This is a genomic window from Nitratireductor sp. XY-223, assembly GCF_004959855.1.
GTDB lineage: Bacteria > Pseudomonadota > Alphaproteobacteria > Rhizobiales > Rhizobiaceae > Hoeflea_A.
Genome location: NZ_SPNT01000002.1, coordinates 140,751 through 154,172 on the forward strand (window position 1 = coordinate 140,751; position 13,422 = coordinate 154,172).

The following is a 13,422-nucleotide window of genomic DNA, read 5'->3' on the forward strand; positions in this document are numbered from 1 at the left end:
AAATTGTTTCAATTGTTGCCCGCACGGCGCGTGACCGGGCGATGCGGACCGCGGGTTCCCCGGGCACAGGGTTGCGGTGCAGACGACCGGTCTGCTAGCGACCGTCACGTCGGCCGTGCCCATGCGGCCGGCAACCGGACGCCATCACTGCAGCATCAGGACGTCCGTCTTGGCGGTTCGGCCGCGCAGGCTGAGCGGGCCGTGCTTCTTCAGCCGCGCCAGCGCGATCTTCGTCTCCGTCGGGTTCTCCGCCATGGCCGCATCCACAAGGGCGACGCTGACGATGCAACGGCAGCCGATCTCCCGGTTCGCCTGCTCGAGCCGGCTTGCGACGTTGACGGTGTCGCCGAGGACCGCGAATTCCATGCGGCGGTCGTTGCCGATGTCGCCAAGCACGATCGGGCCGTAGTGGACGCCGATCGCCAGCTCCAGCTCGCCTGCCTCGCTTCCCGCGCGCGTCTGTTTCCAGCTCCTGAAGGCATCCGCCATCTCGACCGCGGCGGCCAGCGCGCTCACGGCATCATGGTCTGACGGTTCGGGCGTTCCGAAGGTCGCCATCAGGCCGTCGCCGATGAACTTGTCCAGCGTCCCGTCGTGCCGGAAGACGGTTTCGGCCAGCATTGCGTGGACCTCGCGCAGCACCCCTATCGTGTCGCGGGGCGAACGGTTCTCCGCCCATCCCGTGAAGGAAACGAGATCGGCGAACAGGACTGCGGCCTTATGCTCGCGCGGTTCCGACAACGGGTTGGTCTTCGTGGCGAGCAACTCGACGGTCTTGCGCGGGAAATAGCGCGACAGGTTGGTCTTCTCGCTGGCGAGGTCGGCCTGGCGCAGCGCAATGGCGCGGGCGCGGTTGACCGCAAGCGCCAGCAGCCCGGCCGTGATCAGCAGCGCCATGATTTCCTGGAGCCTGATGCCGAGGTCGACAAAATACGGGGACACCAGTGCGCCAAGAAGCTGATCGCCGCTTTCACCGGTGGGCGGCTGAATGACGGTTTCGGGCAGGCTGGCAAGCCAGCCGACGCCGATCGCCCAGCTTACCGCCGCCGATACGCCGCCCCACAGGACCAGCATCGGCCGGTAGACATAGGCAAGGCCCGCCAGCAGCACGAAGAAGTAGATGAAGGTTCCGAAGCGCAGCGCGAATTGCGGGGGGAAATCGTAGGGTACCAGCGGATTCGGATAGAGCAGCGTGAATGTCAGCAGTGCAAAGTCCGCGGTCACGAAAGCGTAGCGGAGCCAGCCCCGGCGCCAGCGTGCCTCCGCCAGATAGGCGCCGAAGCCGAGCAACATGAACACAACGAGCAGCGGGTAGTAGAAAAGCGGCCCGGGCCACGGCGTCAACACCGAAATAAGCGCCGCGATCACCAGCAGCGCGACGACCCGCCCCGACAGCGCCGAACGCTGCGCCGCCAGCTCTTCGGCGGCGAAGGACATTTCGGCCGCTGAGTGACCCGTGTCGGGATTGCCTTGGTTCTTCATACGTCGCCCGGGTCCTGAATAATCTTGGTTTCTTAGAGAAATGAACTGTGCCCCGCAATTTCAAGTGCCCGACGGGGTGGACAATCGGGCGCCGGAACAGAAAAACGCGGCGGCGCCGGATCGGGTTTTCAGTGTTTATAAGGTTTTCCGCAACCTCTAAACTGTTACGCCGCATCTAATTGCATGATATGTTTTACTAAAGGTGTGATTTACTGGAACGGCCAATGAAGAATAGTGCCGCGCAAGTCGCATATTTCATGAGACCCATGGGATTGGACGATGTTCCGACCATTGCGCGCTGGTTCGAAAATTTCGAGGACATCGCCCTCTTCGACCGGAACCTGCCGGTGCCGATCGGCCCGGAGGCTGTGCGCGAAAGCTGGAGACCGGCGCTCGAATATTCCGATCCGCCGCGATCCCTGTGGTTCGTGGCCGAAGATGCGGACGGACATCCGGCGGGAATCGGCGGCCTGCAGGCGATCAACTACATTCACGGCGATGCCGTCCTGCCGATGTTCGTCGACCGTCCGGCGCGAACCAACGGCCTGGCGACCGGCATGACGATCACCCTGCTCGACCTTGCTTTCGGGCAATTGCGCCTTCACCGGGTCTCGACCTTCTTCAGGGCCGACCATGACGCGACGGCCAATGTCGTCGGCAAGGCCGGTTTCCGCGAGGAAGGCCGCATCCGCCAGGCGTGGTTCGCCGGGGGGAAACACCACGATGTCGTCCAGGTGGGGATACTGCGCAGCGAATGGCTCGACGGATGCGAGAGGCTGCGGACGGACCTGAAAACGAATTCGGGGGTTCAACTGAGGCTAGAGGGAACCGAAGCGTGACGGCGGACATGGCATGATGGAACAAACCTCCAGCCGGTTGCGGCGGCGGCTTTCGGCGATCGTTTTCGCCGACATGGTCGGCTACAGCCGCATGATGGCGGTCGACGAGGTCGCCACCACGATGGCGGTCAAGTCCTGTATCGAGATGTTCACGGCGCTCGCCGCGGATTTCTCGGGCCAGGTCACGGGCACCAATGGCGACGGCGTCTTCCTGATTTTCGACAGCGCCGTCGACGCGGTTTCCTTCGCCGTGGAAATCCAGAACAGGATAAAGGCCCAGAACGAGGGCATCAGCGAAGACAAGCAGACACTGTTCCGCATCGGCATCAATGTCGGCGAGATCATCATCGACGATGTCGACCTGCACGGCGACAGCATCAACATCGCCTCGCGGATCGAGGCCTTCGCGCAGCCCGGCAGAATCTGCATTTCCGGCGCCGTGCACGACCAGGTCAGCAAGAAGCTCGCATTCGGTTACGAGTATCTCGGGGCCCAGGAATTCAAGAACATCAGCGAACTGGTCGATGTCTTCCAGGTGCACGAGGACCCGGCGGCTGCAACCCTGACCACCGGCCTGCGCCGGCCGGCGCGCGCATCGGAATACGACCGTGGCAGCGAGTCCAAGGACCAATCCATCGTCGTCCTTCCCTTCGGCTTCCAGGGGAACGATCCGAGCGAGAGCTGGTTCGCCGACGGACTTGCCGAGGACGTGACCACGAACCTGTCGCGCTTCCACGATTTTTTCGTCATCGCCCGCGGCTCCGCCTATGTCTACAACGACCGGACCATCGCGCCGAAGGAAGTCGCACGGGAACTGGGTGTGCGCTACGTCGTCGACGGATCGGTGCGCAAGGCGGGTCCGCGAATCCGGGTGGCGCTGCAGCTGCTCGACGCGCAGCGCGACCGCACCATCTGGGGCGAGCAGTACAACCGCGAGATCGACGACATTTTCGAGCTGCAGGACGAGATCACTCAGGTGATCGTCTCCGCCACCGCGGCGCAGATCGAGGCGTCGGAACTGGAGCGGTCGCGCCAGCAGCCGCCGACCAACTTAGCCGCCTATGGTTACGTGCTCCAGGGACAGGGCCACATATTCCGCTACACGAAGGACGATGTCCGCCGGGCGCGTGAGCTGTACGACAGCGCCCTGAAGATCGACCCGAGCTATGCCAGGGCGCTGGCGGCGAAATCAAGGACCCTGAATATCGACTGGCGCTATGACTGGGCGGAGCATCCGGACAGGGCCCTGGACGACGCGCTCAGCCTGGCGCGCAAGGCCGTGGAGTTCGACGGCACCGATGCCCGCGGCTTCGGCGAGCTCGGCTTCGCCCACCTCTACCGCAAGGAGCACGAGGCGGCGATCAGCGCCTATGAACGGGCGCTCCGGCTCAATCCCAATGATGCTGACCTGATGTCGGACATGGCCGATGCGCTGGCCCATTGCGGCCGGTCCGAGGAAGCCATCGACATGCTTCAAAAAGCGATGCGGCTCAACCCGTTCTATCCTGACCAGTATATCTGGCACCTGGGCGGCGCCTATTTCAACCTGGAGCGCTACGAGGACGCCGTGCGCACCATCCAGACCATGCAAAACCCGACCGAGGGACGACGCCTGCTGGCCGCCAGCTACGCCCATCTCGGCCGCGAGGCCGAGGCCCGCGCCGAAGCGCGGAAGGTGCTCGAGGCGCACCCCAATTTCAGCGTCGAAAGCTGGGCCGCGGTGCAGCCGGACAAATACGAGGAGGACGTCGCCCGTTTCGTCGAGGGTCTGAAGCGGGCCGGTCTCTAAAGACGTTACAAGAGGTTTCGATCAGTCGCCGGCGTCACCACGGGCGCCGCTGATGCGAGCGCCGGACACACGGGCGCCCGAAACGCGCGCGCCCGAGACGCGGGCTCCGGAGACACGCGCCCCGGAAACACGGGCACCGGACACGCGGGCGCCCGAAACGCCGGGACCGCCTTCGCCGATCGTCGACAGCAGCACTTCCTCGAAGGAGCCGGAATCGATGTCGAGCCGCATGGTGTCGTCGCCGCGGTCATAGGCCCATGCGCGCAAATCCTCGAAGAAATTCTTGTCGTCCTTGTCGGGTCCGGGAACCTTGATGGCCGACAGCGGCGCGCCCTCGCCGTGAACCAGGAACAGCACCGGCACACCGACCTCGAAATAGGCGCCTTCGTAGCTGAACCCGTAAATGCGGGCAAAGCGTGCAAGGCCACCGCCCGAACCGGCGGAAAAATCACCCCAATCCCTGCGGGTCAGCTGTTGCTGCAGTCCGGACGAGTTCCCCTTCGAGGTGGCCATGGACGGGCTATGCGCTTTGTTTCCCTTCGGCGTGACAATATTCAGGTCTTCAACGACACGTCCGAACAAAACAACATTCGATGCGCTTAACAGTGTTTCCGGCATTGGCTTCCCCTAAACCTTGTGACCGCTTGGTTATGTTCTATCGTTTTATTTGGTTTTTCTTATTTCATCCAAATATTATTAAACCACATGCGATTGTCAGTCCATAGGCGTCAGCGTGCGCACGGAATTTGCATGACTATCCTTCTGCAGCGGGGCCAGCTGCGGCCCGACCCGGACCTTTCCGATATCGCGCATTTCGAAGTTGCCCCTGATCAAGGTGCGGAAACGCCCGCCCGTATGCTGCTTGTCGACCCTCTCGAACGCCCGCGCCACATCGACGAAATTCAGGTCGTTGCGGTCGAGCCGCTGCCAGGTGTCGGCAAGATAGGTGCCGAGTATGTCGCGGGCATCGATCAGCGCCATCTTGAAACCGTCCGGATTGGCCGCGAATGCACCGTCGAACAGCGTTTGCATAACCGGCTCATAATCGGGTGTGGCCAGAAGTTCGTCGGATAAATTCTCCACGTCCGGATCGATCGCGCCATAGTCGAGCAGGCACTCGTGGAACAGGTCGACAAGAATATCGAAGAAAGCGCCCGTCAGGGGCTGCGACAGCTTGTGCTCCTTGATCCAGCCGCGCGCGAACTCAGACAGCCGCACATCATTGGCTGCGATGCGGATCTGCGCGTTTTCCGACAGCTCCGCCATGCGGGTAATCGAATTCAGGCGGTAGAGATTGCCGCTGGTGTTGACGAGCAGCCGATCGATGAGCGAATTGAAATGCAGCGACGAGATCAGAGCGACCAGGTCGGCAGCGCTTTCGTGGAAACCGTAATATTCGCCGGTCGCGCCGGACGGATCGGGAACGCCGACCTCGGAATAGATGATCGCGTGCCCAACCTCGTGGGCGATCACGTCGAAATTGAGACTGAACGGCTTGTAGCGACCGTGCTTGCGGTCACCGCCCATCTCCAGGAAGCCGTAGCCGGAATAAGCGTTTTCCAGTGACGGCAATATGGTGAGTTCGAGACGGTCGTAATGTTTGCGGCTGTGCCAGGGAATGGGTCGGTCGAAATAGCCCTCCCAGATATCCATTACGAAGCGCACCGTGCCGAACAGGTGCGCCGCCTCGAACTGCGGTGTGCCGGGTTCCAGATGGTCGAAATGGCCCTGTGCATCCGGCAATGCCGGATCATGGATGTCGCCGGTCCAGGGCGGCATCAGCGCATCGTCGCCCTGCTCCGGATCGGGACTGATGCCGTAGGGCGACGGCTTGCCGACCGGGAAGATCGTATACATGCGGTCATCGGCGGGCCCCGGCGAAAGCGAACCGGCCGGTGAGGAAACGTAGACGGTCTCGGGTTCCTCGAAATCGTCCAGAAACCGCGGCTGCGGATAGAGTCTGAAGCGGGTCCCTTCCATTTCTGTCCTTCCCCTTCCAGGATCGGCCTTGTTCACTCGTCGCCGCCGACAATCCGGAACAGCCGCTCCGGCTCAACGGGGCGACGGGAACCGTCACGCGCCCGTTCCGAAGGATCGCGGCGCGCGCGCCATTCCTCGACGCCCCGGCGCCATAATTCGGTGTGCTCGAAATGGAATCCGACCGGTCGGTCCGGCCAGGACCCCTTGTCTTCCAGGCACTGCAGCAGCGCCAGCGCGTCGCGCTTCTTCTGGTCGAAGTGGTTTTTGCGCATCCACGCGCCGCATTCGCGAGTGGCGGTATCGCAGTCGTTCCCGATGGCCTGCAGCAAGGCCTCCCAGGTCCGCGCCTTGAAATGGATGGCCTTCGCCACCCCCGCGAGCGACCGGCACTGGTCCGCGCTCGCCCGGCCCGTTCGCAGCGCTTCATCGAGGGTCGCGCGGATGTTGACCATGGCAAGCGTCAGCGGCGCGTAACCCGCATCCGCCGGGCCGTGCTGCAGGGCGACCTCATCATCGTCTTCCAGTTCGCCATCGCGATAGGCTTCATAGACGCGGCCGATGCCGGTCATGCCGAAAGCATCGAGTTCGGCGGCGCGCAGCGCGCCCATGCTGGCGGCGCCGAAGACCGGTATGCCCTGCGTCAGTGCCCACAGGATTTCCTTGTGCCAGACGGACGGCACACCGTCGAAAACACCGTCGATGACGCCGATGGCGTCCGGCCGGTCCAGGCTCGCCCGGAAGAGATCGCCCTGCTTGACGGGCGGCCGGAACTCCATGCCGTCATAGCGTTCGAGTGGCTCTCCGTGGAGCGACGGGCCGGCGAACACGACGATCACGGCAACGCCTCCCCGGCATCGAGGCCCTGAAACGCGCGGTCGCCGGCGACATAGGTGACATCGTCATGGGGTGCCTCGAGACCCGGAATGATGATGCGCATGACGGGAATGCCGAATTCGGAGCGGCTGAGATCCACGGCAGCGACCTCATCGATCCCTGCTTTCCGCAATCCGTCCAGCAAGTCGGCCAGGTCGGCCTGCAATGTGTCGTTCTCGGCCGAAGGCGCGTCGGCGAACCTTCGGGCCCGGCCGTTTTCCGCGAGCATCCGGCCCACCGCACCGGCTTTCTCGCCGCGGCCGCGGGCTGTGAACTCGGACAGCATCAGGTCGTCGCGCGAGCCGCTGATGTAGTTCAGCCGCGTCTGGGCCGCCTCCGTCAGCGACCGGCGCAGCGCAACACCCTGGCTGAGATGGGTTCCCGATCCGATGCCGATATGCCCGGGCTCCGCCGCGCCATCCCGGATGACGCAAAGGAACGTCGCCACGCCGATATCGGTGGTGATGTCCCAGACCCCCATTTCAAGACCCGCTGCCGCTATCTTCCCGATCGCCGCTTTGCAGTCGGGATCGTCGACGCTTTCGGGATCGACCCCGCGCCCTGCCTGCTGCTCAGGCGGCGCGTGGTGCCAGATCGAAAGCGCGTCGCGCTCGATCACCTCGCAAATGCCGTGGCAGATCGCTTCCAGCGGATGATTGCCGGAGGCAAGGCCGTTGGTGCTTGCCGGAAAGCAGCCGTGGCCGGGCTGGACCGGATGGGTGTAGTCGGCGTGGACCATTTCGAAAGGCACCAGCAAAGCGTCGCCGCTCATCAGATCGACGGCCTCGGCCCAAAGCATGCGCAAGGAGGCGTTAAAACGGCCGTCGGCGATGGCCGGCAGCCGCCCGACGTCGATCAGCCGGTGGGAACAGGCGAGTTCACGGGCACTGGAAAAGCGCATGGGCCGGTCGTAGTGCTCGGCATGCCAGATTTCGACGGCTTCCATCAGGGCCGAGGCGCGGGCTTCCGAATCGCGCATGCCCTTGCCCTGCGAAACCGCAACGGACCGCGCATTGGGCCGTGTCGCCAGGAAGACTGGCAGGCCGATCCGGTCCAGGCCTGTGACATTGGCGATGCGGGTGATGCCGAACCGGTGCTTCTGCGGCAATATGCGCGCCAGTGTGTCTTCCGCCGCGCAAACCCTCTGCAGCCCGCGCGAGCAGTCTTTCAGTCCGGGATCTGCAGACAAAATGTCCACCGGGTCGCTGCTTTCCCTCAACACCTGAAACATCTGCGCCTATTGTTACTTCTCTTGGGCGGATTGATCCAGATTTTTACTGGCAACAGACTTAATAGCAATACATTCATACTGACCGCCGAACCGTATCAGCCGGCATTATCTGCATTCAATTCCGAAAACCGCGGGAATCATGCCGCCGACCAGGTTGCGCGCCACCCGAATTGCGTCTTGTATCTCCCGGCAAACGTGTTGCACATTGCCCGTGCATCGCCGCTTCTCAGAACCGTGGAGCTGTCCATGATTGAAATGCTCGACCGGCTGTTCGATGCAGCGCCCCTTTTGGCGCTGTTCATCACCATTTCCCTCGGCTATGTGGTCGGCAAACTGAAAATCGGACAGTTCGTTCTCGGCGGCATTGCCGGATCGCTGATCGTCGGGGTGATCATCGGCCAGCTGGGAATCCATCTGGACACGGCGATGAAGTCGGTCTTCTTCGCGCTTTTCATCTACGCGGTCGGCTATCAGGGCGGACCGCAATTCTTCCGGTCGCTCAACCGGCGGTCGCTGAACCAGCTCGTATCCGCCTTCGTCATGTGTCTCGTCGGCCTGATCTGCGTGCTTGTCAGCGCCTGGACATTCGACCTCGACCGGGGCACCGCTGCCGGTCTTGCGGCGGGCGGACTGACGCAATCGGCGATCATCGGAACGGCGGGCGACGCCATCGCCAAGCTCGGCGTCTCGGCGGAGCAGATCAAGATCATGCAGACCAATGTCGCCGTCGGCTACGCGGTCTGCTACATCTTCGGCAATCTCGGCCCGATCATCGTGGTGACGTGGTTCCTGCCCATGGTGATGGGTTGGGACGTGCGCAAGGAAGCAGTCAAGCTCGCCCGGGAACTGTCCGGCGGCAAGGCCGAACTGGAACCCGGCCAGTTCAATGCCATACGCCAGGTCAACACCCGCCTTTACGAAGTATCGGCCGACAGCAGGGCGGCCGGCAAGACCGCCCTTGCCATCGACCAGGACCTTTCGGACGCCGCGGTCGAATCCGTTTTGCGCAACGGCGAGGAACTAGCCGTCAACGACGACACCGTGGTGCAGGCGGGCGATCAAATCGCCGTCACCGGTGTGGTTACGGTCATGAAGGGCGTGTCGGACTATTTCGGCCCCGAACGCACCGCGCCCGACCAGTATCAACTGGTCGAGGAGCAGCGCGAGGTCATCGTCACCAAGCCGCAGTTCATCGGCAAGACGATCGGCGAAATGCACGACGAACTCAGCGTGCAGACGCGGCACGGCGTCTATCTCGTCGCCGCCCGGCGCATGGGCCGCGACCTGCCGAACCTGCACGGTCTCGAACTGCACAAGGGAGACGAACTGCTGTTCACCGGCGCGCCCAAGGATCTGGACAGGGTGCAAGGCCTGATCGGCTACAAGATCACCGCCGCGGCGGTGACCGATTTCGTGTTCTTCGGCATCGGCATGGCGCTCGGCATTCTCGTCGGCATGATCGAGTTCCGGGTTGCCGGCATTCCGGTGACCATCGGAACCGGCGGCGGCTGCCTGCTGTCGGGGCTGTTGTTCGGATGGCTGCGCAGCACGCATCCGCAGTTCGCGGCGCTGCCCACCGGCGCGTCCAACTTCCTGAGGGATTTCGGCCTCGCGGTCTTTGTCGCCATCGTCGGCATCTCGGCCGGGCCGCAGGCGGTGACCACGATGCAGCAATACGGCCTGACGCTGTTTTTCCTCGGCGTCGGTGTCACCATCATCCCGCAGATTGTGGTTTTCTATTTCTCCTACTACGTGCTGCGCATCCGCAACCCGATCGAGGCGCTGGCCTGCGTCGTCGGCGGCCGCAGCGCCAATCCCGGCTTTGCCGCGTTGCTGGCCAAGGCCGGCAATGCGACGCCGGTGGTCACGTTCACGGTCACCTATGCGGTCGCCAATGTCTTCCTGACGATCTGGGGTCCCCTGATTGTCGGGATCATCGCCAAGAACCCTTCGCCCTAACTTGAGATGAGGTCATCATGCAGGACCAGGATTTCAGCGAATTCGCCGATCTCAGCCCCTTCGAACTGAAGGACAAGCTGATTGCCGTCGCCAGGACCGAGTCGCAGAAGGTGATGCTCAACGCCGGGCGCGGCAATCCGAATTTCCTGGCAACCCAGCCGCGCCGGGCCTTCCTCAGGCTCGGCGAGTTCGCGGTTCTCGAGGCGGAACGCTCCTATTCCTATCTCAACAGCGGCTTCGGCGGCCTTCCGGAAAAGGACGGCATGATCGAGCGGTTCGAATCCTTTGCCGGCCGGTTCCCCGACGATCCGGGCGTTACTTTCCTGCGCGCCTCGATCTCTTTCGTGCGCGACCAGCTGGAACTGCAACGCGAGGACTTCATCTTCGAAATGGTCCAGGCCTTCCTCGGCTGCGTCTACCCGGTGCCGCCGCGCATGCTCGAGCATGCCGAGGAAATCGTCGGTGCCTATATCGGCCAGGAAATGTTCGGCAATGTTCCGAAGTCCGGCGACTATTCGCTTTTCGCCACCGAAGGCGGCACCGCCGCGATGACCTATATTTTCCAGACGCTGAAGAACAACGGCCTGATTGCCCCTGGCGACAAGGTGGCGCTGGGCACGCCCATCTTCTCGCCCTACCTGGAAATTCCGCCGCTGCCCGAATACGCGATGGACATCGTCGATATCCGCATGGACGAGGACAATGACTGGCAGTTCCCGAAGGAAGAGATTGCCAAGCTCGAGGATCCGGCGATCAAGGTGTTCTGCCTCGTCAATCCGAGCAACCCGCCCTCCTACAAGCTGTCGGACGCCTGCCTCAAGCAGCTCTCGGACCTGATCAACACCAAGCGCCGCGACCTGATCGTCGTGACCGACGATGTTTACGGCACCTTCGCGGACGACTTCGTGTCGCTGTTCGCCACCTGTCCGCACAACACGCTTTGCGTCTATTCCTTCTCGAAATATTTCGGCGCCACCGGCTGGCGGCTCGGCGTCATCGCGCTGCATGAGGACAACGTGCTCGACGAGGCCCTCGCCGGCCTGCCCGCCTCCGTCAAGAAGAAGCTCGATCAGCGCTATTCCTCGCTGACCACGGACGTTGCGGGGCTGCGCTTCATCGACCGGCTGGTCGCCGACAGCCGCGCCGTGGCGCTCAACCACACGGCGGGTCTTTCCACGCCCCAGCAATTGCAGATGACACTGCTGGCGCTCAACGGGCTGATGGACCTTGACGGCAGCTACAAGGCGGCGGCCAAACACCTGATCCGACACCGGTACCGCACGCTCTGCCAGGAGATGGGCATCGAGCCGCGCATCGGCCCGAACGGTGTCAACTACTACACGCTGATCGACCTGCAGCAGCTTGGCGCACAGCTCTATGGAAAACAGTTCGCCAAATGGTTCGCCTCGGGCGAGCGCGGCACCGATTTCCTGTTCCGGCTGGCGCGCGAGACCGGCGTCGTGTTGTTGCCCGGCAAGGGTTTCGAGGTGGTCGATTCATCGGCGCGCGTCTCGCTCGCCAACCTGACCGAGGCCGAATATGCCGAAATCGGCGCCTTCACCCGGCGAGTGCTCGACGAGCTCCACCAGGAGTTCACGTCGGGCAAGAAGTAGCCCTCAAGCGGCGTTGCGCCGGCAGAAGCAGGAGGCGCGCACCGGAACCTCGGCTCGGGCCTGCGCCTTGTCGAGCTGCAGCTTGACGTGCAGCCGCTCCGCCTCCTCGCCACGGTGCGCCAGGCACTCGTGGAGACCATGCAGGCTCCACACGTTGCCCGGGTGCTGACAGGCGCGGGACAGCGTCGAATCGAGCCCGAGATCGGCGCGGTAGACCGCCTCGGCCTCTTCGTACCGTTCCTGCTCCAAGAGCAGCGCACCGAGCGCGTGACGGGTCGGCTGCATCCATCCCCACGGCTCGTCATAGGGCAGCGTATCGTCGAGCTCGATGGATTTGCCCAGATGTTCGAAGGCGGTGTCGATATTGCCCTTGCGGTACTCCAGCTCGCCGAGCATCATCTGCTCGCCCACCTTGAGGATGTCGACGCAGGTGTTGTTGAACACCATGCGGGTTTCGGGAACCTTGTCGCGCGCCGCGAAGAACAGGTCGCGCTCGGCATCGGCCGCACTGAGTTGGTCGGTGTTGGAAAGGGCGACGGTTCTCGCGTAATGCAGCATCGCAGTGGTCACGCAGAACAGCTCCCGATCGTCCGGAAGCGGCTGCGCCAGGATTGCGTCCCAAAGCCCGAAGCGCACCAGCGCGTGCTGCTTCATCGGTACGAATCCCTCGAACCAATCGGCGAGCGGGCGGACCACCGATTCCGGCAGGTTCCCGACCAGTTCGTCGGCTGTCCGCAGCGCCGTCGCGGCCTGGCCGAGAAACATCGCGCCGTAAATCTTGAAATGGAAATTGTGGCAGCGGTAGAGCGTGTAGAAATTGTCCGCGCCGGCCTCCTGCAGGAACATGTAGTCGGCTTCGATGGCCCTCGAGTTGCGCGCCACGACATTCTCGTAGTCGCCGCACAAAACGTCGATATGCGTCGGCATGTGGATGAGGTGACCGGCATCCGGCACGAGCGTCACCAGCCGGTCGCCCTGCCGCAATGCCCGCTCCGGATGCGGCGACATCTCCATCAGGTGGATATACATGTGCAACAGGCCCGGATGGTCCCACGCGCCGTCGATCGTGTCGAAGGCGTTTTCCAGCACGCGGATCGCCTCCGTGGTGTCGGCGCCCTTCGCCGGCGCGCCGGTCTCAAGGTCCCAGAGCTGCCAGGGCGTGCGGTTCATGATCGCCTCGGCAAACAGGGCCGACAGGTCGAGATCGCCGGGGAACGAGCCGTTGACGAGCCGCATCTCGTCGGCATAGGCGTCGTTGAAGGGTGAAAAATCCTCGACATCACCGGTCTCGGGATAGCGCGCGCGCAGCGCCTTGATCAACGCCCGCTCGGCGGGCAGCGCCTGCGGTGCGAACTCGGCGGCTGCCGCCAGTGCCGACTGCGCCAGGGCAATGGCCTCGGGCTTTTCCTCCGGCTCGAAGGCCTCCCAGGGCTTGTTGTAATTCGGTCCGATGGCGTAGGCGATACCCCAATGGGCCATGGCGCAGCCGGGATCGTGCTGAAGCGCCTTGTTGAAACAGGCGATCGCCTCTTCGTGGTTATAGGCATAGGTCCATATCAGGCCGCGGTTGAACCAGCGCTGCGCGTCTTTTGACGTGGTGGTAATCTCGCGGCGATAGGTTCCGAGATCGTAGTAATCCATAACCCCTCCGGGAGT

General features: G+C 63.2%; 10 protein-coding genes. 4 read left to right on the top strand and 6 right to left on the bottom strand.

All coding sequences use genetic code 11. The features are described 5' to 3' along the window. Positions 1-144: 144 nt before the first annotated feature. Positions 145-1,482 carry an adenylate/guanylate cyclase domain-containing protein gene (locus tag E4M07_RS07245; RefSeq protein ID WP_136657653.1) on the bottom strand — a complete coding sequence of 446 codons (1,338 nt, stop codon included), beginning with the start codon at positions 1,480-1,482 and terminating at the stop codon, positions 145-147. A gap of 266 nt (positions 1,483-1,748) precedes the next feature. Between E4M07_RS07245 and E4M07_RS07250 the strand changes: the two genes are divergently transcribed. Continuing rightward, positions 1,749-2,321: a GNAT family protein gene (locus E4M07_RS07250; protein ID WP_169054122.1), complete on the top strand. Its 573-nt coding sequence runs from the start codon at positions 1,749-1,751 to the stop codon at positions 2,319-2,321. Between the two features lie 13 nt (positions 2,322-2,334). Continuing rightward, positions 2,335-4,110 (top strand): tetratricopeptide repeat protein, encoded by a 1,776-nt coding sequence (locus E4M07_RS07255; RefSeq protein ID WP_136657655.1) that lies wholly within the window; start codon positions 2,335-2,337, stop codon positions 4,108-4,110. A gap of 21 nt (positions 4,111-4,131) precedes the next feature. On the opposite strand, the gene E4M07_RS07260 is transcribed toward E4M07_RS07255, so the two are convergent. The 4 genes from E4M07_RS07260 to E4M07_RS07275 all read right to left on the bottom strand — a co-directional run bounded on the left by E4M07_RS07260 (position 4,132) and on the right by E4M07_RS07275 (position 8,152). Beyond that, positions 4,132-4,728: a pentapeptide repeat-containing protein gene (locus E4M07_RS07260; protein ID WP_136657656.1), complete on the bottom strand. Its 597-nt coding sequence runs from the start codon at positions 4,726-4,728 to the stop codon at positions 4,132-4,134. 96 nt (positions 4,729-4,824) lie between these two features. Further along, positions 4,825-6,090: a hypothetical protein gene (locus tag E4M07_RS07265; RefSeq protein ID WP_136657657.1), complete on the bottom strand. Its 1,266-nt coding sequence runs from the start codon at positions 6,088-6,090 to the stop codon at positions 4,825-4,827. A 32-nt stretch (positions 6,091-6,122) separates the two neighbouring features. Continuing rightward, complete coding sequence (locus E4M07_RS07270) at positions 6,123-6,926, bottom strand: TfuA-like protein (RefSeq protein WP_136657658.1); 804 nt, start codon at positions 6,924-6,926, stop codon at positions 6,123-6,125. Continuing rightward, positions 6,923-8,152: a YcaO-like family protein gene (locus E4M07_RS07275; protein ID WP_206057195.1), complete on the bottom strand. Its 1,230-nt coding sequence runs from the start codon at positions 8,150-8,152 to the stop codon at positions 6,923-6,925. Before E4M07_RS07275 ends, E4M07_RS07270 begins: the two co-directional genes overlap by 4 nt. Positions 8,153-8,440: 288 nt before the next feature. Here E4M07_RS07275 and aspT point away from each other — a divergent pair, with 288 nt between their 5' ends. Beyond that, the gene (gene aspT / locus E4M07_RS07280; RefSeq protein ID WP_206057196.1) at positions 8,441-10,153 is read left to right on the top strand and encodes an aspartate-alanine antiporter; all 1,713 of its coding nucleotides are present in this window, start codon (positions 8,441-8,443) and stop codon (positions 10,151-10,153) included. Between the two features lie 17 nt (positions 10,154-10,170). Further along, the gene (locus tag E4M07_RS07285; protein ID WP_136657660.1) at positions 10,171-11,766 is read left to right on the top strand and encodes a bifunctional aspartate transaminase/aspartate 4-decarboxylase; all 1,596 of its coding nucleotides are present in this window, start codon (positions 10,171-10,173) and stop codon (positions 11,764-11,766) included. 3 nt (positions 11,767-11,769) lie between these two features. Here the strand turns inward: E4M07_RS07285 and E4M07_RS07290 are convergent, their stop codons facing one another. Further along, positions 11,770-13,407, bottom strand: a complete 1,638-nt coding sequence (locus E4M07_RS07290) for a tetratricopeptide repeat protein (protein WP_136657661.1) — start codon at positions 13,405-13,407, stop codon at positions 11,770-11,772. Between the last annotated feature and the right edge of the window lie 15 nt (positions 13,408-13,422).